This window comes from Streptomyces sp. NBC_00878 (assembly GCF_026341515.1).
In the GTDB taxonomy this organism is placed as follows: domain Bacteria; phylum Actinomycetota; class Actinomycetes; order Streptomycetales; family Streptomycetaceae; genus Streptomyces.
Window position 1 is genome coordinate 3070640 of record NZ_JAPEOK010000001.1, and the last position, 25804, is coordinate 3096443.

General features: G+C 68.9%; 21 protein-coding genes. 13 read left to right on the plus strand and 8 right to left on the minus strand.

What is annotated here, in order from left to right; translation table 11 throughout:
* The first annotated feature begins 3 nt into the window (after window positions 1–3).
* From OHA11_RS12610 to OHA11_RS12625, 4 genes are all read left to right on the plus strand, one after another.
* On the plus strand, window positions 4–417 hold the full coding sequence (locus OHA11_RS12610; RefSeq protein WP_033321188.1) for a roadblock/LC7 domain-containing protein: 414 nt from the start codon (window positions 4–6) through the stop codon (window positions 415–417).
* A gap of 92 nt (window positions 418–509) precedes the next feature.
* Window positions 510–1097, plus strand: coding sequence for a DUF742 domain-containing protein (locus tag OHA11_RS12615; protein ID WP_266495379.1), 588 nt, complete (start codon window positions 510–512; stop codon window positions 1095–1097).
* Window positions 1078–1659, plus strand: a complete 582-nt coding sequence (locus OHA11_RS12620) for an ATP/GTP-binding protein (RefSeq protein WP_026248371.1) — start codon at window positions 1078–1080, stop codon at window positions 1657–1659. The genes OHA11_RS12615 and OHA11_RS12620 overlap by 20 nt, the downstream gene beginning before the upstream one ends.
* A 113-nt stretch (window positions 1660–1772) precedes the next feature.
* A complete protein-coding gene (locus OHA11_RS12625) occupies window positions 1773–4877 on the plus strand; it encodes an NACHT domain-containing protein (protein WP_266495382.1) in 3105 nt (1034 codons plus the stop codon).
* A gap of 210 nt (window positions 4878–5087) precedes the next feature.
* Here the strand turns inward: OHA11_RS12625 and OHA11_RS12630 are convergent, their stop codons facing one another.
* Together OHA11_RS12630 and OHA11_RS12635 are read right to left on the minus strand one after the other, a co-directional pair.
* Entirely contained in the window at window positions 5088–5279 is a 192-nt protein-coding gene (locus OHA11_RS12630; protein ID WP_266495384.1) for an acyl-CoA carboxylase epsilon subunit, read from the minus strand.
* Between the two features lie 119 nt (window positions 5280–5398).
* The gene (locus OHA11_RS12635) at window positions 5399–5986 is read right to left on the minus strand and encodes an ATP-binding protein (protein ID WP_323186553.1); all 588 of its coding nucleotides are present in this window, start codon (window positions 5984–5986) and stop codon (window positions 5399–5401) included.
* 285 nt (window positions 5987–6271) lie between these two features.
* Here OHA11_RS12635 and OHA11_RS12640 point away from each other — a divergent pair, with 285 nt between their 5' ends.
* Together OHA11_RS12640 and OHA11_RS12645 are read left to right on the plus strand one after the other, a co-directional pair.
* The gene (locus tag OHA11_RS12640) at window positions 6272–7123 is read left to right on the plus strand and encodes a helix-turn-helix transcriptional regulator (RefSeq protein ID WP_266495387.1); all 852 of its coding nucleotides are present in this window, start codon (window positions 6272–6274) and stop codon (window positions 7121–7123) included.
* 21 nt (window positions 7124–7144) lie between these two features.
* Complete coding sequence (locus tag OHA11_RS12645; protein WP_323186763.1) at window positions 7145–7333, plus strand: DUF397 domain-containing protein; 189 nt, start codon at window positions 7145–7147, stop codon at window positions 7331–7333.
* Between the two features lie 98 nt (window positions 7334–7431).
* Here OHA11_RS12645 and OHA11_RS12650 read toward each other — a convergent pair whose 3' ends face one another.
* The 3 genes from OHA11_RS12650 to OHA11_RS12660 form a co-directional block, all read right to left on the minus strand.
* The gene (locus tag OHA11_RS12650) at window positions 7432–7626 is read right to left on the minus strand and encodes an acyl-CoA carboxylase subunit epsilon (protein ID WP_266495393.1); all 195 of its coding nucleotides are present in this window, start codon (window positions 7624–7626) and stop codon (window positions 7432–7434) included.
* 60 nt (window positions 7627–7686) lie between these two features.
* A complete protein-coding gene (locus OHA11_RS12655) occupies window positions 7687–9279 on the minus strand; it encodes an acyl-CoA carboxylase subunit beta (RefSeq protein ID WP_266495396.1) in 1593 nt (530 codons plus the stop codon).
* A gap of 154 nt (window positions 9280–9433) precedes the next feature.
* Window positions 9434–11830 (minus strand): polysaccharide lyase 8 family protein, encoded by a 2397-nt coding sequence (locus tag OHA11_RS12660; protein WP_266495399.1) that lies wholly within the window; start codon window positions 11828–11830, stop codon window positions 9434–9436.
* A gap of 227 nt (window positions 11831–12057) precedes the next feature.
* Here OHA11_RS12660 and OHA11_RS12665 point away from each other — a divergent pair, with 227 nt between their 5' ends.
* Together OHA11_RS12665 and OHA11_RS12670 are read left to right on the plus strand one after the other, a co-directional pair.
* On the plus strand, window positions 12058–12666 hold the full coding sequence (locus OHA11_RS12665) for a YceI family protein (protein WP_266495402.1): 609 nt from the start codon (window positions 12058–12060) through the stop codon (window positions 12664–12666).
* 205 nt (window positions 12667–12871) lie between these two features.
* The gene (locus OHA11_RS12670) at window positions 12872–13735 is read left to right on the plus strand and encodes an isocitrate lyase/phosphoenolpyruvate mutase family protein (RefSeq protein ID WP_266495405.1); all 864 of its coding nucleotides are present in this window, start codon (window positions 12872–12874) and stop codon (window positions 13733–13735) included.
* A gap of 31 nt (window positions 13736–13766) precedes the next feature.
* Here OHA11_RS12670 and OHA11_RS12675 read toward each other — a convergent pair whose 3' ends face one another.
* Window positions 13767–14480: a YdeI family protein gene (locus OHA11_RS12675; RefSeq protein ID WP_266495408.1), complete on the minus strand. Its 714-nt coding sequence runs from the start codon at window positions 14478–14480 to the stop codon at window positions 13767–13769.
* 396 nt (window positions 14481–14876) lie between these two features.
* On the opposite strand from OHA11_RS12675, the gene OHA11_RS12680 reads away from it, so the two are divergent.
* The 4 genes from OHA11_RS12680 to OHA11_RS12695 all read left to right on the plus strand — a co-directional run bounded on the left by OHA11_RS12680 (window position 14877) and on the right by OHA11_RS12695 (window position 19053).
* Window positions 14877–16046, plus strand: a complete 1170-nt coding sequence (locus tag OHA11_RS12680) for a Cmx/CmrA family chloramphenicol efflux MFS transporter (protein WP_266495411.1) — start codon at window positions 14877–14879, stop codon at window positions 16044–16046.
* 267 nt (window positions 16047–16313) lie between these two features.
* A complete protein-coding gene (locus tag OHA11_RS12685) occupies window positions 16314–16811 on the plus strand; it encodes an N-acetyltransferase (RefSeq protein ID WP_266495413.1) in 498 nt (165 codons plus the stop codon).
* A gap of 319 nt (window positions 16812–17130) precedes the next feature.
* The gene (locus tag OHA11_RS12690) at window positions 17131–17916 is read left to right on the plus strand and encodes a trypsin-like serine protease (RefSeq protein ID WP_266495415.1); all 786 of its coding nucleotides are present in this window, start codon (window positions 17131–17133) and stop codon (window positions 17914–17916) included.
* A 339-nt stretch (window positions 17917–18255) separates the two neighbouring features.
* On the plus strand, window positions 18256–19053 hold the full coding sequence (locus OHA11_RS12695; protein ID WP_266495416.1) for a trypsin-like serine protease: 798 nt from the start codon (window positions 18256–18258) through the stop codon (window positions 19051–19053).
* Between the two features lie 91 nt (window positions 19054–19144).
* On the opposite strand, the gene OHA11_RS12700 is transcribed toward OHA11_RS12695, so the two are convergent.
* On the minus strand, window positions 19145–20482 hold the full coding sequence (locus OHA11_RS12700; RefSeq protein WP_266495417.1) for a hypothetical protein: 1338 nt from the start codon (window positions 20480–20482) through the stop codon (window positions 19145–19147).
* Window positions 20483–20614: 132 nt separating this feature from the next.
* Window positions 20615–23638 (minus strand): glycoside hydrolase family 3 N-terminal domain-containing protein, encoded by a 3024-nt coding sequence (locus tag OHA11_RS12705; protein ID WP_266495419.1) that lies wholly within the window; start codon window positions 23636–23638, stop codon window positions 20615–20617.
* Between the two features lie 254 nt (window positions 23639–23892).
* On the opposite strand from OHA11_RS12705, the gene OHA11_RS12710 reads away from it, so the two are divergent.
* A complete protein-coding gene (locus OHA11_RS12710; protein ID WP_266495421.1) occupies window positions 23893–25794 on the plus strand; it encodes a ricin-type beta-trefoil lectin domain protein in 1902 nt (633 codons plus the stop codon).
* Window positions 25795–25804: the final 10 nt, after the last annotated feature.

Sequence of the window (25804 nt, forward strand, 5' to 3'; positions counted from 1 at the left end):
CCGATGAGCCAGGCGGCACAGAACCTGAACTGGTTGATCACCAACTTCGTGGACAACACCCCCGGGGTGTCCCACACCGTGGTGGTCTCCGCCGACGGACTCCTTCTGGCGATGTCCGAAGGGTTCCCGCGTGACCGTGCCGACCAGCTGGCGGCCGTCGCGTCGGGCCTTACCTCGCTGACCGCGGGCGCGTCCCGCATCTTCGAGGGCGGGAGCGTGAATCAGACGGTTGTGGAGATGGAACGGGGATTCCTCTTCATCATGTCCATTTCCGATGGATCGTCGCTCGCAGTACTCGCACATCCGGAAGCGGACATCGGTCTCGTCGGGTACGAGATGGCACTTCTGGTGGACCGTGCCGGTACGGTCCTGACGCCTGATCTGCGTGCGGAGCTCCAGGGAAGCCTGCTCAACTAGCAGACAAGCGATGCGTATTGGCGTCCCGTGGCCGTAAGGTTTCGGGACGCGGCTCCACAGTGATGGGCCCGGCACGGTCGGAGGAGGAGAAAGTGGCAACACCCCCAGGCGGTTCGTCTTCGGGCAACTGGTCCTATGGCCCTGGCCGGGGACAGGGGCAGGGCGGCAACGACTCGCCGAACCGGTACAACTTCCCCTCCACACCCACCCCGCGGCACCAGCAGCCCTACGCACCCCAGGGCCCCGGGCCCTCCCCGTACGACCAGCCGCCGGCGCCGCGCATCCAGCCCGTGCAGCCGCAGCGGCGCTCTCCCGAACCGTCGCCCACGGGGGGTGCCAGCAACCCGCTGGTGCGCCCCTACGCCATGACGGGCGGCCGTACCAGGCCGCGGTACCAGCTCGCCATCGAGGCACTGGTGCACACCACCGCGCAGCCGCACCAGATGCAGGGCCAGCTGCCCGAGCATCAGCGGATCTGCAACCTCTGCCGGGAGATCAAGTCGGTGGCCGAGATCTCGGCCCTCCTGACGATTCCTCTCGGCGTGGCCAGGATCCTCGTCGCCGACTTGGCGGAGGCGGGCCTGGTCGCCATCCATCAGCCCGGCGGCGACGAGAACGCCGGCGGCCAGCCAGACGTGACACTGCTCGAAAGGGTGCTCAGTGGACTTCGCAAGCTCTAGCGGCGGTCCTTCCCGCTCCACCACCTCGGCGAAGATCGTGGTGGCGGGAGGCTTCGGCGTGGGCAAGACCACGTTCGTCGGGGCCGTCTCGGAGATCAACCCGCTGCGTACCGAGGCCGTCATGACGTCCGCTTCGGCCGGCATCGACGATCTCACCCACACGGGGGACAAGACCACCACCACGGTGGCAATGGACTTCGGTCGTATCACCCTGGACCAGGACCTGATCCTGTACCTGTTCGGTACGCCCGGCCAGGACCGCTTCTGGTTCATGTGGGACGACCTGGTACGCGGCGCGATCGGCGCGATCGTGCTCGTGGACACCCGCCGTCTCGCCGACTGCTTTCCCGCGGTCGACTACTTCGAGAACAGCGGACTGCCGTTCGTCATCGCCCTGAACGGCTTCGACGGCAACCAGCCGTACAACCCGGACGAGGTCCGGGAGGCGCTCCAGATCGGGCCCGACACCCCGATCATCACGACGGACGCCCGCCACCGCGCGGACGCCAAGTCGGCGCTCATCACGCTGGTGGAGCACGCGCTGATGGCCCGCCTCCGCTAGCGCACACCGCGCTCGGCCGACTGTCTGAAGGGTGGCTTCTCCAAACGGAGAAGCCACCCTTTGTCGTTGCCCCTGTCACAATTGACGCTCGTTGGTCTGGCGAGGGGGCGAGGATGAGCGGCGCAGAAGTGGCGGCATTACGGCTGGGAACGACCGTGGCGAACACGGCGGCCCAGATGTGGCTGGGCGGCAAGCGGCAGGAACAGGAGCGTCGGCTGCCCTTGGACGAGCTCGTACGGGTGCGGGTGCCCGGTTTGCGGCTCCAGCGTAGTGTCAAAAGACAGTTCGAGGAGATGGCCGACGCGGCAGCCGCCCGCATGGAACCATTCCTGACCCACGAGTTCCGGGGGCTGGACAAGAACGGCCGAGAAGCAGCGATCAACGGGGTGTGCGACACCTTCGCCGCAGCCGACCTGTCGGACGAGGCGGTCCTCGCCGCCGACGCCAATCCGGCGGAGCTGGTCCGTCGGATCACCCGCGCGGTCCAAACACCTGTCGGCCTCAACGAGGTGGAGGAGCGGTTCTACCGGCTGCTCTTCACCGAGTGCTGTCAGTACTACGTCAGCATCGTACGGAGTCTGCCGGCGTTCGAGGAGAGGACGCTCGCCGAACTGCTGGAACGCTCCACCTCGCTGGGCACCGATGTGAAGCGCATTCTGGAACGACTGCCCGACCGTTCACTCTTCGCGCCGGACGGCACCGACCAAGACGCGGGCTTCCGTCGCCTGTACATGGACCTGGTCAGCAACAACCTCGACGAGGTGGAGTTGTTTCGCCGCACGTCCGATCGCGCGGCGGCGCAGGTCCGGCTGTCGGTGGCGTACGTCAGCCTGCGGACCACCGGAGACACCGGCACACGCCGAGCCGGCGGCCGCTCCTCGCCTCTCCTCCGACCCGACATGAGCGACTGGGAGGAGCCTGGCGCGGAAAGTTCGGGAATGCAGGTCGAGGCCGCGCTCGGCGGGGCGTCGAGGGTGTTGCTGCGAGGCGAAGCGGGCTCGGGCAAGACGACGCTGCTGCGATGGCTGGCCATCACGGCGGCGCGTGGCGCCTTCACCACCGAACTCGCCGACTGGAACGGACTCACACCTGTATTCGTCAAGCTGCGCGAGTACAGCGGCCGTCCGCTGCCCAGGAAACCCGAGGAGTTGCTGGACGGGGTCGCCGGAGCCATCACCGGGATCATGCCCAAGGCGTGGGTGGAGCGGCAACTTGGTGACGGCAAGGTCCTGTTGCTGGTGGACGGCGTGGACGAGTTGCAAGGCGGGGAGCGACGCTCGGTACGTGAGTGGCTGCGCAGGCTGCTCGGGACGTACAACGGTATTCGGGTCGTGGTCACGTCGCGCCCGACCGCGGCCAGCGTGGACTGGCTGCGCAAGGAGGACTTCACAGCCCTCCACCTGGACCGTATGACACCACCGGACCTGGCTGCCTTCGTACGGCGATGGCACCAGGCCGTACGCGAGCTGGGCGACGACCTGCCCTGCGCCGTGGACGAACTCCCCCGCTACGAGCAGTCCCTGCTGAACAGCCTCAAGGACCGGCCGCATCTCCCCTCCCTCGCAGGCACCCCGTTGCTCGCGGCCATGCTCTGCGCCATGCACCTGAACCGCGGCAGTCAACTCCCACGCGATCGGATGGAGTTGTACAAGAACGCCCTGGACACGCTCGTCCACGACCGTGACACGGAGCGCAACGTCCCGAGCGCTGTCGACAGCAAGCTCAGCCTCGGCGACAAGCTGGTCATACTCCGCGATCTGGCCTGGCGTCTGTCGGACAACAACCGCAGCGAGATCAGCATGGACCAGGCCGCTGTCCACGTCGGCAGAAAACTCGCGGCGATGAGGCACCTGGATGTCCAGGACAGTCATGGGGTCCTCGGGCAGCTTCTGGAGCGCTCCGGGATACTCCGCGACCCCGTTCAGGGGCGCCTGGACTTCGTACACCGGACGTTCCAGGAGTACCTGGCCGCCGAGGAGGCCACGGAGGAGGATCGCATAGGCAACCTGGTTGGACGTGCTCACCTCGACCTGTGGCGCGAGACGATCATCATGGCCGCCGGCCACGCCAACACCCGTCAGCGAGAGGAACTCCTGGGCGGCATCCTCGACCGGGCGGAGATGGAACCCCGGCACACACGAGCCCTACGGCTGCTGGCGGCTGCCTGCCAGGAAACGCTGCCTTCGATCTCGGGCGAGTTGGCAGACCGTCTGGACGAGGCGGTGTCGGCGCTGCTGCCGGCTCACAGGCAGACGGACCCACCCGCACTCGCAGCGGTGGGGACGAGTCTCCTGCGAAGGCTGCCTCGCTCGCTGGCCGAGTTGACGGAGAAGGCCGCGGTGCAGACCGTGCGGACTGTGGCGCTGATCGGGGGCGAGGCGGCGCTGTCGCTCCTGGCGGGGTACGCAGATGACGACCGCGAGCCCACTGTCGCCGAACTCATCAGAGCCTGGGCGTACTTCGATGCGGACGCCTACGCGGACCAGGTCCTGACGTATTTGCCGCTGAAGGGACACTCCGTCAGCCTCACGCACTCCGGCCAGTGGCAAGCGGCGACTCGGTTGACGTCGATCACCAACCTATGGATCGAGTATCCGCTCCCGGAGCTCGCCGCCCTGGACCAGCTCCCACCCCTTGAGTTTCTATATGTCCAAGCCCTCAGCGGCGTCGGTGACATGTCAGTGTTCGCGGCTCACCCAGATCTGCACGACCTGACAGTCATGGGGCGGCCAGGACAACTGAAGCGCCTCGAAACGGTGGAGAACCTGCAGAATCTCAATCACCTGCGCCTCGGACTCCGTGGTACGGCTGACCTTGGCGGTCTGCGTCTTGGGCAAGCTGTTTCGGGGATCAGCTTGTTCGGGGTGAGCGAAACCACGGATCTGGGTACGTTGAGCGGCTACTCCGACGTCTCGTATCTCTTTCTGTCCGGCAACGACATCTGCACGCCGCACGGTCTCAGCGGGTTCTCCGCCATGTCCGGGCTCAAGACCCTCACCCTCAACCGTTTCAACCTGCGCACCTGGCTGACGGTGAGTGAGCGCCTGCCCCCTTCATTGCAACAACTCACCATGAATGAGTGCATCATGCCCGACGGGTCCGCCGCATTCAGCGGACTCGACTCCCTGGAGTCGGTTCTGATCGCCCACTGCCACACCCCCGACGATCAGCCCGTCACCGCTCTGCATCTGCCAGGCGTGGACGTCACCGTTGCTTGACGTCCACGCACAACGGCCCCGCCCTCCCAGGGGGATGCTGTTGGCGAATCCACCGGGCGAAGTAATTGTCGCGAGAGTCCCAGCGACACGCCGGGTTTACGGCGTGTCGCTGGGACTCACGGCCCACTTGCTGGAGGTCTGACGGGATTCGCCAACAGCATCCCAGGGGAGAGACGGGGCCGTGCTCACCGTGTGCGAACGAACCAGGCGTCAGTGCCAGCTGTGCGGCGCCCTAAACCCGGACTCCCGCTCCAGCCGGCGCCAGCCGGCCTTCGCGCAGCCCCGGCGGGCCGGAGCGTCCGCGGGCGCGGCGGCCGCATGAGCGAGGAGGATCGCCGTGACGGCGACCGCTTCTTCGGGCTCGGCGTGGCCCTTCTCGACGCAGATATCAGGAATGTCCATGGGTGTCGGTCTCCGTGAGAGAGAGATACGCGGGGCGCGCGACTAGCGCGCCCGGTGAGTCGCCAGGCACCCGATTCCGCGCTCGGACCGGGATCACTGCACGACGGAAACGATCGCCCTCAAGCGGCGAGCGTGGAGTCCACCGGCGGTGGCACGGCGGGAAGGCTCAGCTCGAACCAGATCGTCTTGCCACCGGGCCCGAACTTCCCTTCCCCTATGGCGCACCCGCCCCACCTGTCGGCCACCGTGTCGAGAATGAGAAGCCCGCGTCCGTCCTCCGCGTGCGCTGCGACGTCCGTCCGCCGGGAGCCTGGCGCCGGAGGCAGGTCGGGGCTCATGTCCCAGACACTGACCCGCAGTACGGGGCACAGCCACTGGAGCCGTACAGACGCGGGGCCCTTCGTGTGCCGTACAGAGTTGGTGGCGAGCTCGGAGGCAAGCAGTTCCGCGCGGTCCACGAGCTGGGCGAGGCCGTGCGCGTCGAGGACGGCCCGGAGCGTGACGCGGGCGATGCCCGGCCCTCGGGGGTCGCAGGGGAAGCACAGCTCGTAGCACCAGGGAGCGGTGAAGGAGAGGGGTGGCGGGTGGGGGATGCCTGAGAGTGGATCGAGGGCGGGGAGGAGGTAGGAGGTTGGGCCGAGGTTGCGGTTCTGATGCTGGTTTTGGTGCTGGGTCTGGTCCTGGTTGTGGCTCTGTTCGGTGTTCACGTGGCACCTCCTGGGTGCGCGGTCGCGGTGGGTCAACTGGACGTGTGCCATGGGGTGTTCGCGCCGACGGGGCCGGTGGCTCTACCGAGCCGCCCTGCCTTCCGGATGGGCAGGGCGGGATGGTGCGCTTCCGGACGCCGACAGGAACCAGGTGGCACAGATCGCACCGTAGCGCACCGATTACAACCCGTGATACCTCTTTCAATCCAACGAGTTGTATTCCTGATTCGGATGGACGGGCTCAATACGGGCGTGCACACTGTGCGCGAGCGAGGAGAGGACCACATGGCGCCACGTCAAACACCCACCATCAGCCAACGCCGCTTCGGGGCCGAACTGCGACGCCTTCGCGAGGCTGTCGGCCTGTCTGCACCACGAGCGGCCGAGCTGCTTGGTACCGACCGCACGACCATCTCGAACGTCGAAGCGGGTCGCTTCGGCATCAGCGAGCAACGCCTGCGGCGGCTGGCAAGCATCTACGAGTGCGACGATCCAGCACTGATCGAGGCTCTGGCCTCAATGACAGGGGGCCGCAAAGCGGGATGGTGGAACGAATACCGAGGCAAGGTACCGCCAGACTTCCTTGATGTCGCGGAACTGGAGTACGCCGCTCGCTCCCTGAGGACCCTTCAAACTGCCCATGTACCGGGCATGTTTCAGACCGAGGACCATGCCCGCGCCATTTTCGATCTCTTCATCCCCGCCCTGCCACGCCTCGAAGTAGAACTCCGCATCGCGCAACGACTCGCCCGCCATAAGGTGATCACAAAGGAACCTGCCATTCCGTACACGGGCCTGATCCATGAAGCCGCCCTGCACATGCAGGTGGGCGGACGCCTCGTGGCTCAGACCCAACTGCGTCACCTGCTCAAGGAGAGCGAACGCGACAACGTCACACTTCAGGTGATCCCGTTCAGCGTCGGCGGATTTCCCATGGCAGGCGACTCAGTTCTGTACGCCTCAGCCGACAGCACCCATCTGGACACCGTCCAGGTGGACTCACCGATCGGTGCCGTCTTCTTCGAGTCGCCCACTCAGCTGGCCAACTTCCGCCGACGTCTGGACGCAGTCGAACAGGTAGCGTTGAATGCGCAGCAATCGAGGGACTCCATCCTCAAAATCGCTCAAAACCTATAAGAGGTCAGCATTTTGCCCGAGTTGCAATGGCTCAAGTCGTCCTTCTCTGAGGCCTCCGGCAACAACTGCGTCGAAGTCGCCGCCACCGAAGACGGCATATCCCTCCGCGAGAGCGAGAGCCCGACCAAGGTTCTGTCCACCGGTCCAGAAGTACTGAGCACGCTCCTTCGCAGTGTGAAGTCGGGACCGCCTGAGCTCTGGTCCGAGTGACCCCGTCGGAGTCCCGGGATTTAATTCTCGGTCCCGAAAACAGCAATCGCCGGACGGGCTCCTTGCGGAGTCCGTCCGGCGATTGGACAAACAGGTGCTCAGCCCTGCCAGGAGTGCGGGGCGCGGAAGCCCGGGGTGCGCTCCAGGCGGCGCCAGCCGGCCTTCGGGCGGCCTCGGTGGGCCGGGGCCGCCGCCGGGGCAGCGGCGGCGCGGGCCAGGAGGATGGCCGTGATGGCGGCGACTTCCTCGGGCTCGGCGTGGCCCTTCTCGACGCGAATATCAGGGATGTCCATGTGTGTGAGTCTCCGTGAGAGAGGGGTCCGCGGGGTTGCCGCGATGGGTCCGCCGGGTTACTACTGCGGCGGATTTCCGTGCTTGCGGGAGGGCAGGTCGGCGTGCTTGGTGCGGAGCATGGCGAGGGACCTGATGAGGACCTCGCGGGTTTCGGCGGGGTCGATGACGTCGTCGACCAGGCCGCGCTCGGCCGCGTAGTAGGGGTGCATCAGCTCGGACTTGTACTCCTTGACCATGCGCACGCGCATCGCCTCGGGGTCCTCGGCCTCCGCGATCTGGCGGCGGAAGATGACGTTCGCGGCGCCCTCGGCACCCATCACGGCGATCTCGTTGGTGGGCCACGCGTACGTAAGGTCCGCGCCGATGGACTGGCTGTCCATCACGATGTACGCGCCGCCGTACGCCTTCCTGAGGATCAGCGAGATCCGCGGCACGGTCGCGTTGCAGTAGGCGTACAGAAGCTTCGCGCCGTGCCGGATGATGCCGCCGTGCTCCTGGTCGACACCCGGGAGGAACCCGGGAACATCCAGCAGCGTGATGATCGGGATGTTGAAAGCGTCGCACATCTGGACGAAACGCGCAGCTTTCTCCGACGCCTCGATGTCCAGCACCCCGGCCAGGCTCTGCGGCTGGTTGGCGACGATGCCGACCACCTGGCCGCCGAGGCGGGCCAGGGCGCAGATGATGTTGCGGGCCCAGCGCTCGTGGATCTCCAGGTAGTCGCCGTCGTCGACGAGCTCCTCGATGACCTTCGTCATGTCGTACGGCCGGTTGCCGTCCGCCGGGACCAGGTCGAGGAGCACGTCCGAGCGGCGGTCCGAGGCGTCCTCGGGGTGGGTGACCGGGGGGTTCTCGCGGTTGTTCTGCGGCAGCATCGACAGGAGGTAGCGCACCTCCGCGATGCAGGTCTCCTCGTCGTCGTAGGCGAAGTGCGCCACGCCGGAGGTCTCGGCGTGCACGTCCGCGCCGCCCAGACCGTTCTGGGTGATCTCCTCGCCGGTGACCGCCTTGACCACGTCCGGGCCGGTGATGAACATCTGCGAGGTCTCACGGACCATGAAGACGAAGTCGGTCAGGGCGGGGCTGTAGGCCGCGCCGCCCGCGCACGGGCCGAGCATCACGGAGATCTGGGGGATGACGCCGGAGGCGCGGGTGTTGCGCTGGAAGATGCCGCCGTAGCCCGCGAGCGCGCTGACACCCTCCTGGATACGGGCCCCCGCACCGTCGTTCAGCGAGACCAGCGGCGCACCGGCCGCGATGGCCATGTCCATGATCTTGTGGATCTTCGTGGCATGCGCCTCGCCCAGCGCACCGCCGAAGATCCGGAAGTCGTGCGCGTACACGAAGACCGTGCGGCCCTCCACCGTGCCCCAGCCGGTGACCACACCGTCCGTGTACGGCTTCTTCGCCTCCAGCCCGAACCCGGTCGCCCGGTGGCGGCGCAACTGCTCGACCTCGTTGAACGAACCGGCGTCCAGCAGAAGCTCGATCCGCTCCCGCGAAGTCAGCTTGCCCTTGGCGTGCTGCGCCGCCGTCGCCTTCTCACTGGGACCCCGCAGGGCCTCCGCGCGGATCGCGTGCAGCTCGGCCACACGCCCGCGGGCGTCGGTGGGTTCGCCGGCCGAAGGCCCGGTCTCGTCCAAAACGGTCATGTAGCGACCTTACGAAGCCCACCAAGGAAAGCGAGACGTCGACTCCGTACAGTCTCCGGCCCGTTTTACTGGTACCCCTGAACAGAACCTGGACCGCATGCAGGCGATCTGACTGCTCAGAGGGCGTGTGGCTTGTAGAGGTCACACAAAGCCATCAGCTGAGAGTCACCTCACATTCGTGCGTGGCGCATGCCATCCCCGGAGTGACACGCACCCTCAGACGGCGCCCGGCGGCGAGCACCTCGACGGCCGGATCGGCGCGTACGACCCCGCGTACGGGGTGGTCCCAGACGATCTCCAGGGCCTCGCCAGTGCGCGACGGTTCGCTCACGGAGAGGGTGGCGGTGCGGCCCCGACGGCGTACGAGCACGCTCGCGGGGGCCGAGGCGGTGAGCGGGCCCGCCGTGCCCGCCCGCCAGAAGTTGGCGGCGGTCAGCCCGAGGGAGGGCACGGACACAGCCTGACAGGTGGTGTCGTTGGCCAGGATCACCGGGCCTCGGCGCGGGTCGGCCGCGCGGACGGCCGACGCGTGGGCGGCGACCGTGCGGCGTGAGGCGCCGGGCAGGACGGCGTACGCGTACGTGGCGTCCACCGGGTCCGTGCCGTGGTCCAGCCAGAGGGTCTGCCAGCGGCGGGTCCGGCGTTCGGTGGTGCTGGTGGTGTTGATGTCGGACCAGGCGCCGGTGCGGTCCTCGCGGAGGGTGTGCAGGGCGGACCGGTCCAGGACCACCCAGCCGCCGTGCCCTTCGAGGTGGGCCCACCCGGGACCTCGTACGAGGGTCTGGGTGCCGCCCTCCCCCAGGTTGCGGTTGTCGACGACCGTCTCGACCGGGACGCCGTCGGTGGCCGTGATCCCGGCGCCCAGGCAGACGATCGTGTCCGCGAGGCAGAACCAGGACTTGCGGGCCTCCAGGGTCGACCCGAGCCCCTTCAGGTGCTGTCCGACCGCCGCGAACTCCCCGTCCGTCGCGCCCCCGACCCAGCGCACGGCGGGCTTGGGCTCGCCCCACTCGCCGCCCGCCCGGTCCGCGAGCCGCTTGGTGGACACCGTCGTGCCGGGCAGCCGGTACCAGTCGACGGTCGGCCAGTACCAGTCGGTGTACTGATCGGCCCGGCCACTCCGACCACCCGGACCACCGGCCCACCAGTAGAGCGTTCCGGCGCCTGTGTGCCAGCCGCGCGGGTTCTCGCCGTTGCCGCACTCGTAGTGCGCGATCCGGTCGCTCGCCATGGCGATGTTCGCGGTGAAGCCGGGGCGGCGGTGGACGGCACGGTCCATGGCGGCGAAGAGGCGGTGGCCGACCGGCTCGGGCGCGGCCTCGACCGCCGAGTCCGCGACCGCGTGCAGCCGTGCCAGGTCGGCGACACCGAACTGAGGAGCCGTCAGAAGCGGGGTGACCGTGTCCCGTTCGATCCAGCCCTTGACGCTCGCGTGCCAGCGCTCGCGCTCCGCCGCGCTCGCGCCCTGGGCGAGGAGCACGATGGCGGCGATCAGTGCCTGCCCGTGGAAGTGGTCACTGCGCATGATGTGGCGGTCGTCGATCTTGAGGTAACCGCGGCTGATGGCACGGCCGTTGACGCTGTCCATCATCAACCCGTCGTGGATCAGGGGCGCGTAGGCACCTTCCACGCTGTCGAGGATGATCTGCCGGCCGGCGTCGGTCACCTCCCACGACGAACCGGCCAGCAGCGCGAAGAGGCGCCCGAGCCCGTCGAGCAGGACCTGCCCGTACGTGCCCGAGTACGCGACCCAGGTGTGCTGGACGAACGACCCGTCGGCGTACAGCCCGTCCCCCTTCGTGACGTACGGGAAGACCGGCGAGAGCGCGTCGCGGGCGAGTGCGAGCTTCTCGGGGGCGCGGCCGAGGATGCCGCGCAGGGCGACGGAGCGGCACAGGTCGACGCGGTTGGCGCCGGTCGAGGTGCCCGAGTAGTCGCGGAGCATGGAGTCGGGGATGAAGTGGTCGACGGCGGCGCAGGCGGCGGCGACCCGGGCGTCGGTGAGCTCGCCGTGGAGGGCGGCCACGGTGTCCATGAGGAGGCGGGGGCTGCCGATCTGCCACTCCCACCAGTTGCCGTAGCGGGTGGTGGAGGGGTTGTAGACGGTGGCGGAGACGTGGTCGAGGCCGCGGAGGATGTCGGCCCGCAGACCCGCGTCGCCGGTGGAGCCGGTGCCCTCCTGGACGTACGCCTGCGTCATCGTCCACAGCCGGCTGTAGCTCTGGGTGATTCCGGTCGGCGGGTCGTAGGCGTAGCCCGGCCATAGGGAGGTGGCGGTCGGGGCCATGGTCCGCCGGAAACCGCGGGCCAGTTCGCCGGTCTCGGCGAGGCGGGTGGCGTACGGCTCGGCGGCCGGGTCGTAGCCGGTACCGAGGGCGATCTCCAGCCAGCGGAGACGGAGGGCGTCGTACTCGTCGTCGCGGACTGCGTACTCGTCGCCGCTGGGGGCAGGCGCGGAAGGACGGGCCGCATGCGCGGAAGGGGCGGGCATGAGTGCCGGGCTCGCCGTGAGCGCCGCTGCCATGAGGAACGTACGGCGGGTGGGGGTCATGCCAGGCGATGGTGCCCGAGGTGCCGTGTGCTCACCAGAGGGACAACGGGTGCTTTTAGGGCGCTTTTAGGGCCGGACACAGGACTAGACCAATGACGACCAGACGTAGTCGGCGTGACACGCCACGCGTTCAGTTGAAACCCGTAGGGAATAGGTCTATGGTCGATGTCGTTGAACGTTAAACAGCTTCGGCGCAGGGCCGGGGCTCGTCCCCCAAGGAGCTAGTCATGGGTCTCTTCGGCCGCAAGGACGACACCGCCACCACCACCGCGCCCGCCGGTGTGAACCCCGACCTGGCCGCCCTCACCGGCGACTACACGATCGACCCGTCCCACACGACGATCGGCTTCGTCGCCCGTCACGCCATGGTGACGAACGTCAAGGGCGGCTTCCAGGACTTCACCGGCAGCCTGCACCTCGACGGCGCCGACCCGTCGCAGTCGACGGCTTCCCTCGACGTCAAGATGGAGAGCATCGACACCGGTTCCGCCGACCGTGACGGTCACCTGAAGAGCGCTGACTTCTTCAAGACGGACGAGTTCCCGACGATGACGTTCCGCTCCACCAAGGCGGAGGCCCTCGGTGGCGACGACTACCGCATCACCGGTGACCTGACGATCCTCGGCACCACCCAGCAGCTCGCCATCGACCTGGAGTTCAACGGCTCCGCGAAGGACCCGTTCGGCAACGAGCGCGTCGGTTTCGAGGGCAAGGCGGAGATCCTGCGCTCCGAGTGGGGCCTCACCTGGAACGCGGCGCTGGAGACCGGCGGGGTGCTCGTCTCCGACAAGATCAAGCTGAACTTCGACATCTCGGCGATCAAGAACGCCGACTGATCGGGTTCAGGGTACTTGCAGGGTCCTTTGCGGGGTTCTGCCACCGGCTTTCTTTTTCGCCGCTGAGCGCGCCCGTCGTCCGGCTCCTTGGGAGCGGGAGACGGGCGCTCTGGTGTGTACTGGGGGCGACAGCGGATCAGTCGATGGGTGGATCAGAGGTTCCGGCTTGTGGTCCCTGGTCGTCGGAGAGACGGGGATGGGCCGCGTGAACAGCGACAGCCGAGAACGAGCGGAACGCTTCGTCGAGTTGCACCGGGAGGGCTGCTTCCTGCTCCCCAACGCGTGGGACGTGGGCAGCGCGCGCATCCTGGAGTCGGCCGGCTTCCCCGCCGTGGCGACCACGAGCGCGGGTGTCGCGTTCTCCCTCGGACGCCCGGACCACGACTTCTTCGCGGAGCAGGCCCCGGAGGACCGCGTCGACCGCGAGACGATGATGGGCCGGGTCCGTGAGATCGCCGACGAGCTCACGGTGCCGGTGAGCGCGGACCTCGAAGACGGGTACGGCGAAGCGCCCGAGACCGTGGCGACCACGATCTCGATGACCCTCAAGGCCGGAGCCGCGGGCGGCAACATCGAGGACTTCACCGGCGACCGCGCCCGGCCGCTCTACGACGAGGCGCTCGCGGTGGACCGTATCCGCGCGGCCCGGGCCGCCATCGACACCGGCGGCGAACCGTTCGTCCTGGTCGGCCGGACCGATGTACTGCTGGTCGACGGTTCGCTCGACGAGTGCGTTCGGCGGGCCAACGCGTATCTGGCGGCCGGCGCGGACTGCGCGTTCGTGCCGGGTGCCGCCGACGCCGCGACCATCGGCACGCTGGTGCGCGAACTCGACGGCCCGCTCAACGTGGTCATGGGCCTCACCGGCAACGCGCTGTCGCTGGACGACCTGCGCGCACTCGGCGTACGGCGGGTCACCGTCGGCGGCAGCATCGCCCGCGCGATGTACGGTCACCTGCTGCGCGCCGCGCGGGAGCTGGCCGACCAGGGCACGTTCTCGTACGCGGACGACCAGCTGAGCCAGACGGACCTCAACGAGCTCTTCCGGCCCGGGCCCCAGCGGCACTGATCACTGGCGTGAGCAGCACTGATCACTGGCGTCACCGCGACTGTCGGCCCGACTCCAGATGCGCGATCGCCTTCTCCAGCCGGGCGATCGCCTTGTCCAGCCGGGCCGCCCTGACCTCCGGGGTCCTCGCCGTCAACAGGCCCAGGATGACCTGGTACCGGCCAGTCCTGCCGAGCCCCTCGAAGCAGGTCTTCGCGCGGGGGCTGCGGTCCAGAGCGGCGGCCAGGTCGTCCGGGACCGTGGCGTTCCGCTGGGACTCGTACGCCGCCTCCCACCGGCCGTCCGCCTTCGCCGCAGCGACCTCCGCGAGCCCCGCGGGCCGCATCCGGCCGGCCTCGGTGAGGGCCTCGACCTTGCGCACGTTGACCATCGACCAGAGGCTGCCCGGCCTGCGCGGGGTGTACTTCTGCAGAAAGTACGACTCGTCGAGGCGCCGCCGCTGACCGTCGATCCAGCCGTGGCAGAGGGCCACGTCGAGGGCCTCCGCCACGGTGACCGAGGGCAGACCGGATCCCTTCTTGGCGACCTTCAGCCAGACGCCACCACGGAGACCGGAACGGGCGGATATCCAGGCGTCGAGGTGCTCCGCGTCGGGAAAGGTCCTGATCTCCAAGCCGCCGAAGGTGTCGGGAGCTTCAAGGGCAACGCCAGGGGCGTCGGGCCCATCGGGAGTGCCAGAGGTCTCGGAGGATACGGAGAACTCGAAGGCTGCGGAGGTCTCGGAGTTCGCGGAAGTCTCGTCCATGGAAGGACGGTAGGCCGGTACTAGGACAGCTCCTGTCCTAGTGGGGGCGGGTCGACCGTATCGGGACTCTGACGACGTACAGGGCTCTGACGCTACTGCGCGCCGATGTCCGCGTTCATGCCGCAACTCCCCGTCCTGATAGGCGTGGCCGTCGGTAATTGAGTGGACCGGGAAAGTCCGGCCTCACTAGCCTGCCTCCATGTCCAGCCCCGAGGCGTCAAGACTTCGGCCACCGGCTCTCCGGTGGCTGCTCGGGATGTTCGGCTGAAGTGTCGCGGTCGAGCGCGTACGCGCTCCCGCCCTTGTCACTGTCATCGCCGTCACTGACATCGCCGTAACCACCGCCGGAACGCCGCGCCGACTGTCATGTTCGTTTCGGGTGTGCGGAGTTCTGTCATGCCGTTTGGGCTGTATCTGTTGGGGCTCGCTGTCTTCGCTCAGGGGACTTCTGAGTTCATGTTGGCCGGGCTGGTGCCCGACATCGCACCGGAGTTGGGGGTGTCCGTACCGGCGGCCGGGTCGCTGACCTCGGCGTTCGCCGTGGGAATGGTCGTGGGGGCGCCGCTCATGGCCGTGCTGGCACGGCGCTGGTCCCGGCGTGCCGCGCTGCTGGGTTTTCTGAGCGTCTTCCTGGTGGTTCATGTCGTCGGCGCGGTCACCGACAGCTTCGCCGTGCTGTTGGTGACCCGTGTCGTGGGCGCACTCGCCAACGCCGGGTTTCTCGCGGTCGCCGTGGTGACGGCCGTGGCGATGGTCGACGCCGACGCGAAGGGGCGGGCCATGTCCGTGCTGCTCGGCGGGGTCACCGTCGCCTGTGTGGCGGGAGTGCCGGGCGGTGCCGTCCTCGGGCAGCTGTGGGGATGGCGGGCCGCCTTCTGGGCCGTCGTCGTACTGTCCGTGCCCGCCCTCTTCGCGATCGTGCGGTCCGTGCCGGGCGGGGTGCCCGAGGCCGCTCGCGTGAGTGTGCGGAGCGAGGTGCGGGCCCTTCGCGCACCCCGGCTTCAAGTGGCTCTGCTTCTCGGGGCGTTGGTGAACGGCGGCACCTTCTGCACCTTCACCTATCTCGCGCCGCTCATCACCTCCGTCACCCGGCTGGGAGAAGCGTGGGTGCCCCTCGTGCTCGCGCTCTTCGGGTGCGGGTCGTTCGTCGGGGCCGCCGTCGCCGGGCGGATCGCCGACACCCGGCCCGGCCAGGTCCTCGTCGTGGGCGGCATGACGCTGTTCCTCGGGTGGGGCCTCCTCGGGCTGACTGCCGGGAATCCGGTGGCGGCGGTCGTACTCGCCTTCGTCCAGGGCGTGTTGTCGTTCGGCATCGGGTCCACGCTGATCTCCCGCGTGCTGTACGAGGCTGCCGACGCGCCGACCCTGGCAGGCGGTTTCGCCACGGCCGCGTTCAACGTGGGCGGGGCGCTCGGGCCCTGGCTGGGCGGGCTCGCGCTCGGGGCGGGGCTGGGGTACCGCTCGCCGGTGTGGGTGAGCTTGGTGCTGGTGGGGCTCGCCCTCGTGGCGGGAGGCGCCGCGCGACGGAACAGGGCCCTCACGGCTCCGGCCGCACGGTCCGCATAACAGAACAGAGCCTTCACGGCTCCCGCCGCACGGTCCGCATAACAGAACAGGGCCCTCACGGCTCCCGCCGCACGGTCCGCATAACAGAACAGGGCCCTCACGGCTCCCGCCGCACGGTCCGCATAACAGGCAGGGCCCTCACGGCTCCCGCCGCACGGTCCGCATAACAGGCAGGGCCCTCACGGCTCCCGCCGCACGGTCCGCGTGACGGAACAACCGCCGGAATAACCCGGTGCGGGTCGGTGGGCAGGCGGTTAGCCTCCGGGGATGACCTGGCTGCCCGCTGACTTCGCCCATCCGCTGCGCGTCGACGTGCCCGGCGGGCACCATCTGCGGCCGATCACCGGGGGCGACGCCGCGATCGACTACCCGGCGGTGATGGGGTCGCGGGAGCGGTTGTGGTCCATCTTCGGGGAGGCCTGGGGATGGCCCGCCGCCACGATCACGTACGAGGCGAACCGGGCGGACCTGGAGCGGCACGAGGCCGAGATCGCCGCTCACAAGTCCTTCAACTACGTACTGTTCGACGAGGCGGAGAGCGCCGAGTACGGGTGCGTCTACATCGACCTGCCGGATAAGGCCGGTGCCGATGCCGAGATCTCCTGGTGGGTCGTCGACGAGCGAGTGGGGACCGATCTGGAGCGGGACCTCGACGCGCTCGTGCCGCGGTGGATCGGTGAGGCGTGGCCCTTCGAACAGCCGCGTTTCATCGGCCGGGACCTGTCCTGGAAGCAGTGGCTGGCACTGCCGGATCTGTCCGACTGAGACGCCTTGGCCACCGACCCGCCTTGGCCACCGACCCGCCTTGACCGCTGAGCCGCCGAGCTGACGAGCCGCTGAGCCACTCAACTCCCGTGTCGGTCACGGCCCTTACGCGCCGCGCACTGACCGGATATGGTCGGCCGGTTCCACCCCTTGTGGGGACAGTCACAGCGTTCGCATAATCCTTCAACGGAATTGACCAGTCCATGCCAGCCATCGCGATCGCTTGCCAGATCCGTTGGCATGTTCCTGACATTCCTGACTCTTCTGCCGCACCCGGTTCCACCAGCCCGCATGTCAACCCCCCACGGAAGGCATCACGTTGAAGAACCTCGTCAAGGTCCTCAAGAGATGCGCGGTCGCCGGCGCGGCCGCCCTCGCGGTCATCAGCCTTCAGCCCGTCTCCCCCGCCAGCGCCGCCCCGGCACCCGTCGTCGGCGGAACCCGCGCCGCGCAGGGCGAGTTCCCCTTCATGGTCCGGCTCTCGATGGGCTGTGGCGGCTCGCTCCTCACCCAGCAGATCGTGCTCACCGCCGCGCACTGTGTGAGCGGCACCGGCGCCAACACCAGCATCACGGCCACCGCCGGTGTCGTGGACCTCCAGTCGACCACCGGCCGGGTCCAGGTCAAGTCCACGTACGTGTACCAGGCCCCCGGCTACAACGGCAACGGCAAGGACTGGGCGCTCATCAAGCTCGCCTCGCCCATCACCACGCAGGCCACCCTGAAGATCGCCACCACCACGGAGTACAACACCGGCACCTTCACCGTCGCCGGCTGGGGCTCGGCCTCCGAGGGCGGCGCCCAGCAGCGGTACATGCTCAAGGCGACCGTGCCGTTCGTCAGCGACGCCACCTGCCGCGCCTACAGCGGCTACAGCGGCCTCGTCGCGGGCGACGAGATCTGCGCCGGCTACGCGGCCGGCGGTGTCGACACCTGCCAGGGCGACTCCGGCGGCCCGATGTTCCGCCGGGACAGCGCCAACGCGTGGATCCAGGTCGGCATCGTGAGCTGGGGCATCGGCTGCGCCCGGCCCAACGCCCCCGGTGTCTACAGCGAGGTCTCGACCTTCGCCTCGGCCATCACCGCCGCGGCAGCGACTCTCTGACACCTGCCTCATCTTCCGTACGACTGCCCATCTTCCGTACGGCCTCCACGGGCCCGGCGCTCCTCAGCGCCGGGCCCGTACCCATGTCCGTACCCATGTCCGCACCCATGCCCATGCCCCACCCAGGGACCGCCGGGTACCCACCGCTTGGCCTGATGCGCTTGGCCGGACATCGCCCCTCGTGGGAGCGCTCACAGCGTTCTCATAATCCCTCAACAGAAAATGGCCGGTTCATGGCAACCAACGCGAGCATTTTCGCATCTGGTGGCATGAGCCTGCCATTTCTCTGTATCTGGCCTCCATCAGCTCGTATGTCAACCCCCCACGGAAGGCATCACGTTGAAGCACCTCCTCAAGACCCTCAAGAGATGTGCCGTCGCCGGCGCGGCAGCCCTCGCGGTCGTCAGCCTTCAGCCCGTCTCCGCCGCCAACGCGGCCCCGGCACCCGTCGTCGGCGGAACCCGCGCCGCACAGGGCGAGTTCCCCTTCATGGTCTCGCTCTCCATGGGCTGCGGCGGCTCGCTCCTCACCCAGCAGATCGTGCTCACCGCCGCGCACTGTGTGGACGGCACCGGCAACAACACCAGCATCACCGCCACCGCCGGCGTCGTGGACCTCCAGTCCACCACCGGCCGGGTCCGGGTCAGGTCCACCAAGGTGTACCAGGCCCCCGGCTACGACCCCACCGGCGAGGTCGGCGGCAAGGACTGGGCGCTCATCAAGCTCGCCCAGCCCATCAACCTGCCGACCCTGAAGATCGCCACCACCACGCAGTACAACACCGGCAACTTCAACGTCGCCGGATGGGGCAGGATCCGCGAGGGCGGTCCCACGTCGCGGTACCTGCTCAAGGCGACCGTTCCGTTCATCAGCGACGCCTCCTGCAAGGCGAACGGCGGCCTGTACGACAACCTCGTTCCCGGCGAAGAGATCTGCGCCGGATTCCAGCAGGGCGCCATCGACACTTGCAACGGCGACTCCGGCGGCCCGATGTTCCGCAGGGACAACGCCGGCGCCTGGATCCAGGTCGGCATAGTCAGCTGGGGCGACGGCTGCGCCCGGCCCAACGCCCCCGGCGTCTACAGCGAGGTCTCGACCTTCGCCTCGGCCATCACCGCCGCGGCGTCGACCCTCTGACGCCTGCCTCAACTCCCGTATCTCGCACGACACCCACGGGCCCGGCGCCGCACAGCGCCGGGCCCGTGCCCGTACTCGTGCCCACGCCCGTTCAGAAACCCCCGCCGAAGTCCCCGCCGCCCCCGAAGTCCCCGCCTCCGAAGCCGCCCCCGAAGTCACCGGAGTCGAAGTCGGCGCCGGACACGTCCCCGCCCTCGTATCCTCCGCCGCCGAAGTCCCCGTATCCGGAGCCGTAGTCGGCCGCGTACGACGGGCTGGCCATCATGGAGCCGAGCAGGGTGCCGACGAGGAGGCCGGGCAGGATGCCGCCGCCGAAGTAGCCGCCCGCCCAAGGGCCGTACGCCGGTCCCGCCTCCCAGTAGGGGCGGCGGCCATAGTCCGTGTCGACCTCGCGGACGGCGGGGTCGTGGCCCTCGGTGAGACGGACCTGGTCGGCGGCGCAGACCGGCACCTCGCGGGCGGCCCCGCCCGACGGCGTCCAGGTGGCGTCGGCGACCGACGGCCCGTGGCGCGGGTCGAAGAAGCAGGGGGCCCGGCGCTCGGGGACGGGCAGGCTCTCGCGGCGCGCGGCGAGCACGGCGAGCGAGAAGCGCCCGTCCTCCAGGGACTGGGTGACCGCGCGCACCTCCTCGGGGCGGGTGGCCGCGGCCATCAAGGACTTCGCCTTGTCGTAGGAGTCGAGGGCGCGCTCGTAGTCGGCGCGCATCGCGTCGTCCGCGCCAGCCTCCGCGGGGTGGAAGTCGAGCCGGTCGAGCTCCTCGCCGAAGGCGGTGATGTCCTCGTCGACGACGACGCGCAGCTTGTCGAGCGCGGCCTGCCGCTCCGCGTCCTTCCTGCGGCGGTTGCGGCGCACGAGCGTGTACGCGCCCGCGCCGCCGGCCACGATCACCGCGCCGGCCGCGATCAGGGCGCCCGTGTCCACGCCGCCCCCGCCCTCGCTCCAGCCGCTGGGCGCCGAACCGCCGACGTTGGCGAGGGCCCGGTCGGTGAAGTCGTCGAGCTGGGTCTTCGTGTCCTCGCCCTGGACGCTGGTGACGAGGTTCTTCACACCGTTCGGCGGCAGGACCGAGGCGTCCGCCTTCGCGTCGAACGCGTCGCCGAGCCGTACGCCGTACAGGCCCGCGACGCCGGTCGCGGTGCGCAGGTTCTGGAAGAGGTCCTGCTTCGGGAAGTCCGCGGGGAGCACGGCTACCATGACCGGCTTGTCGGCCTTCTCGATCTTCTCGGCCAGGGCGTCGGCGTCGGCCGACGACAGTTGCCCGGACATGGCCGGGTCGACGTACACGGGGCTCTCCCGCAGGGCGTCCGCGACCGTCGAGACGTCCGTGGCGGCGCGGGCGCCCGTGGCCCCGACGGACAGCACCGCCAAGGCCGCGAACGCGATCAGGAATGCGGAGAGTCCTCGGCTGAGGGTCTGTGCGGCCTTCATACCTTCGAAGCTACTCCTGAGCGGCCGAAAACGTACGTCGGGTCCGGCGGGCGGGGCACCCGCCACGGGTCCGGTGGGTGGCGGGCGGCGCACCCGCCACCCACCGGACCCGGCGTACGCCGCCCTCCGGGGTCAGGCCGCCTTGTAGGCCGCCGTCAGCTTCGCCACCGCCTCCCCGTACCGGCCGGTCAGCAGCAGGTGATCGGCGTCGGCGAAGGGCTTCGCGCTCGCCGCCGTGATCGTCTGCCCCATCTTCTGCTGGACGAGCAGCCGCGCCTTGGTGACGACCAGGCGCCCGGCCTCCTCCGATCCGGTCCTCTCGGCCAGGGCGGCCGCGACGGCGAGAGCCTTCAGCGTGCTCGTGCCGCCGCTCGGCACGGAGGTGCGCGTGGTCAGGCCCCATCCGTAGGGGAACTGCGGATCGTACGAGGAGTCGCCGACGTTGATCGGCAGCTGGGCCTCCGACTTCGGCCAGGTGAGCGGGAGCTGACCGGTGAAGGCCCGCTTCCCGTAGAGCACGTCCGCGACGCCGTCGCCTTCCGTGCCCGGCAGCCAGGACGCGACCAGCGCGTCGATGTCACCGAGTTGGTCGCCGACGAGCTGCGGCCGTCCGGACACGACGAGCACCGCGCACTTCATGGCGCCGCACACCTTGTCGACGGCGGCCCGGTCGGCGGCGGAGAACACCAGGTCGTTGCCGTTGCCGACATCGCCGACGCCCTCGGCGTACGGGGTCTCGCCGACGACCACGACCCCCACGTCATGGCCGTCCGTCGGCGCCGACGCGTCCTTGGAGTACGTGACCTCGCCCCCGGCCGCCTTCCGCATGCCCTCCAGGATCGTCGTCCCGTCCGTGATCTTCCCGGACGCGCCCTGCCAGGTGATGGTCCAGCCGCCGGTCTGGTTGCCGATGTCGTCGGCGTTGGACCCGGCGACATACACCTTCTGCGACTTCTTCAGCGGCAGCACGCCGCCCGCGTTCTTCAGCAGGACCTGGGACTCGGCCGCCGCCTCGCGGGCCACGGTCCGGTGCTTCGCCGAGCCGATCGCCGAGGCCCCGCTCGTGTCGGCGTACGGCTTCTCGAAGAGCCCGAGCTTGAACTTCTGCGTGAGGATGCGGGACACCGCGTCGTCGATCCGCTTCCCGGAGACCCGGCCGGCGGTCACCTCGTCCGACAGCGTCTTGTGGAAGTCCTTGTACGCGTACGGGACCATGATCATGTCGAGGCCCGCGTTGATGGACGTACGGACGTCGCTCGCGTAGTCGCCGGGGATCTGGTCGATGGCCTGCCAGTCGCTGATCACGAAGCCGTCGAAGTCCATGCGGTCCTTGAGCACGCCGTTGATCATCGCGGCGTCCGCGTGCATCTTCACCGGGCCCTCGGAGTCACCGAGGATGTCGAGCGAGGAGTACGAGGGCATGACCGTGCCGACGCCCCGGTCCACGGCCTCCTGGTACGGAGCCAGGTGGACGGCTTCGAGCTCCTGCCGGGTGACCTTGGTGATGCCCTGGTCGACGGTGTACGTGCCGGTCGTCGACGAGCCGTACTCCGTGCCGCCGTCGGCGACGAAGTGCTTGGCGGTGGCGAGGACCTTGTCGTTCTTCTTCAAGTCCTTGCCGCTGGGCGCCCCTTGGAGGCCCTGGATGACGGTCTCCATGGACTCGACGAGCGCCGGGTCCTCACCGAACGACTCGTAGGTCCGCCCCCAGCGCTCGTCGCGTGTCACGCACAGACAGGGCGCGAAGTCCCACGGGATGCCGGTGGCCCGGACCTCGGCGGCGGTCACCTTCCCCGCCTGGTAGGCGAGTTGAGGATCGCGCGTCGCACCGATGCCGATGTTGTGCGGCATGATCGTGGCGCCGACGAGGTTGTTGTGGCCGTGCACCGCGTCCACGCCGTAGATGAGCGGGATCTGGAACCTGGTGGCCTGCGCCCGGAGTTGGAAGCCGTCGATCATCTTGGCCCAGGCCTCGGGCGTGTTCGGCGTCGGGGTGGAACCGCCGCCGGAGAGCAGCGAGCCGAGATCGTACGCGGCGATGTCACCCGGCGTGGTGAGCGCGCCGCGCTCGGCCTGGGTCATCTGGCCGGCCTTCTCCGCGAGGGACATCCGGGAGAGCAGATCGGCGACCCGCTTCTTCACCGGCAACTTCGGGTCCAGGTACGGGAGTCCGTGGGCGTCGATCACGACCTGCGGATTCTCGGCGGGTGCCTTCGCTCCGGTGACCGTCAGCTTCAGCGGGACGGTCTCGGCGTTCTCGCCCGCCCGGTCGCGCAGGGTCGGCACGGTGACGGTCCGGGAGGTCCCGGAGGCCGTGCCCGCCGGGAAGGTCAACTCGCCCTGGACCGGGGTGTAGTCCTTACCGGACTCGCCGGTGCCGCCGGCCGTCTCGTACGCGACGGTGACGGGCTCCTCGATCGGCGCTGAGCCGGTGGTGGCGACCGCGATCTTCACGGCGGCCGAGCGGCCCTCCTTCACGGGGTACACGGCGGCGTCGGTGACGACGTTGGCGCGCAGCGTTTGGTCGGCCTTGCCGTACAACTCCACGCCGTCCATGGCGAACTGGTCCGCGCCCCCGACCGGGAGCGTGAGCGCGTAACCCCACATCTCGGTGAGGCCGAGGACCTGGTCGATGCCGCCGACGGGCTGGTAGTCCGTGCGGTAGGTGAAGGCGGTGAAGGGGATCTCCAGCTGTTTCCAGCCGGTCCAGTCGTCCGTGAAGGACGTGGTCCACAGCTCGGAGGCCTCGCCGTTGGCGCCGCCGTCCTTGAGCTCGAAGTTGACCTTCTTGCCGTTGTTCCGGCCCTCCCACCAGAAGCGGATGCCCTGACGCGCGGACCAGTCGTGGGCCGGCTTGTCGAAGGCGAAGTCGTGTGTGAAGCCGCCGTAGCCGCTGATGTCGTACGTACCGGAGAGGACCTTCTCGCCCTGCGGCGCGTCGTCCCGGGCGGCGAACTCCAGTGTGGGCGGGTCGTCCGTGTCGCTGCCCCAGGTGAAGATGGACTCGGCGGGCGGGTTCGCGAACGGCACCTCGCCCTCGAAGTTGTCGACGGGAGCGGGGGCCGGATCGTCCGCTCCGGAGGCGGGGCCCGCCACGGCGAACGGGAGCAGCCCCGTCAGCAGGGTGGCGGAGACGAGCAGGGCGGTTCTTCGCATGGACCTTCCCTCGGCTCTGGTGCAGCTGTTATGACTTGACATCCGATGACTTACCTCACGCCGTGAGTTAACTGGCGCACCGCCACGCCGTCAATACTTCACGTCAGAAGCGGTGCGGACCCAATTCCCGGCCGGATCACGGCCGTTGCTCCTTCGGAAATTGAACGCGCACCCCCTTGACGGCCGTTCGAAGCCGTCATTAACTCACGCCTCGCACGCCCCCATCTCCCCCACCTCCAGAAGGGCGGCGCACCATGAGCACCCCGAGAAGACGCACCACGGGCACCTCCACGAGACCCCTCCGGGCGGTCCGGCTCCTCCTCGCCGGACTGCTCACCACCGCCGGGCTGACCGCCGTCGGTGCCACGCCCGCGCAGGCCGCGGGCGAGCAGGTCTCGGTCTGGCTCACCACGACGGACGACACCGGCGGCCGTCACGTCGTCCGGGGCCTCCAAGCCCAGACCCCGTTCGCCTTCCAGGCCGGCAGCGGTGGCAGCGGCGACAACATCTCCGTGGACGAGAACACCCGCTACCAGACCTTCACGGGCGGAGGCGCGTCCTTCACGGACACCGCGGCCTGGCTGATGGACGGCAGCGGCGCCCTCACCCAGGCGACCCGCGACGCGACCATGAGCAAGCTGTTCTCCCCGACCGACGGCATCGGGCTCTCGTTCATCCGCAACCCGATGGGCGGCTCCGACCTGGCCCGCTTCGGCTACACGTACGACGACATGCCGGCCGGGCAGACCGACGCGGACCTCTCCGAGTTCTCGATCGCCCACGACCTCCAGGACGTACTGCCGCTCACCCGGCAGGCCAGACAGCTGAATCCGGCGCTCACCGTGGCGGCCTCGCCATGGACCGCGCCCGCCTGGATGAAGGACAACGGCTCGCTCAACGGGGGCTGGCTGAAGGCGGAGAACTACGGGGCCTACGCCTCGTACTTCGTGAAGTACCTCCAGGCGTGGCGCGACCAGGGCGTCCCCGTCAACTACGTCACCGCCCAGAACGAGCCGACCTGCTGCGCCGGCTACCCCTCCATGAGCTGGAACGGCTCGGGCCTCGCCTACTTCACCAAGAGCGAGCTGCTGCCGAAGCTCCAGGCGGCGGGGCTTTCGACGAAGGTCCTCGCGCACGACTGGAACTGGGACACGTACGACGCGTACGCCGCCCAGACCGTCGACGACGCGGCGGTCCGCGCGCACCCGAACTTCGGCGGGATCGCCTGGCACGGCTACGGCGGTGATGTGGCGAAGCAGACCACCGTCCACAACCAGTACCCCTCGCTGGACGCCTTCGGCACCGAGCACTCGGGCGGCACCTGGATCGCCAACCAGCAGCGCGAGGACATGCTCAACATCGTCGACTACACCCGCAACTGGGCGAAGTCGGTGACCAAGTGGTCGCTGGCCGTGGACCAGAACCGCGGCCCGCACAACGGCGGCTGCGGCACCTGCGACGGCCTGATCACCGTCCACAACGGCGACTCGCGGCACGGCCAGGTCGACTACACCATCGAGTACTACACGATGGGCCATCTCACGAAGTTCGTACGCCCCGGTGCCCAGCGCATCGCGTCCACGGCAAGCTCGTCCGTCCCGAACGTGGCCTGGCGGAACCCGGACGGTTCGAAGGCGCTGATCGCATACAACGACGCATCGACAGCGAAGACCATGACGATCAACTGGGGCTCACAGCACGCCACTTACTCGCTCCCCGGCAAGACCTCGGCTACCTTCACCTGGTCCGGCACCCAGTCGGGCGGCGGCGACCAGTCGGGCGCGTTCGTGGGGCTCGCGGGCAAGTGCCTCGACGTGGCGGGCGGTTCGTCGGCCAACGGCACGGCGGTCCAGCTCTACGACTGCAACGGCTCGACCGCGCAGAACTGGACGGTCGCCGCGGACGGTTCGGTCCGGTCCCTCGGGAAGTGCCTCGACGTCACCGGCGCGTCCGTCTTGGACGGGGCGAAGATCCAGCTCTACGACTGCAACGGGTCGGGGGCGCAGCGCTGGTCGTACAACGCCTCGACGGGTGACGTGGTCAACGCGGCGGCGAACAAGTGCCTGGACGTGAGCGACAACTCGTCGACGAACGGGGCACGGACGCAGATCTGGAGCTGCACGGGGGCTGCCAATCAGAAGTGGCGGCTCCAATAGCGGCCGGGGC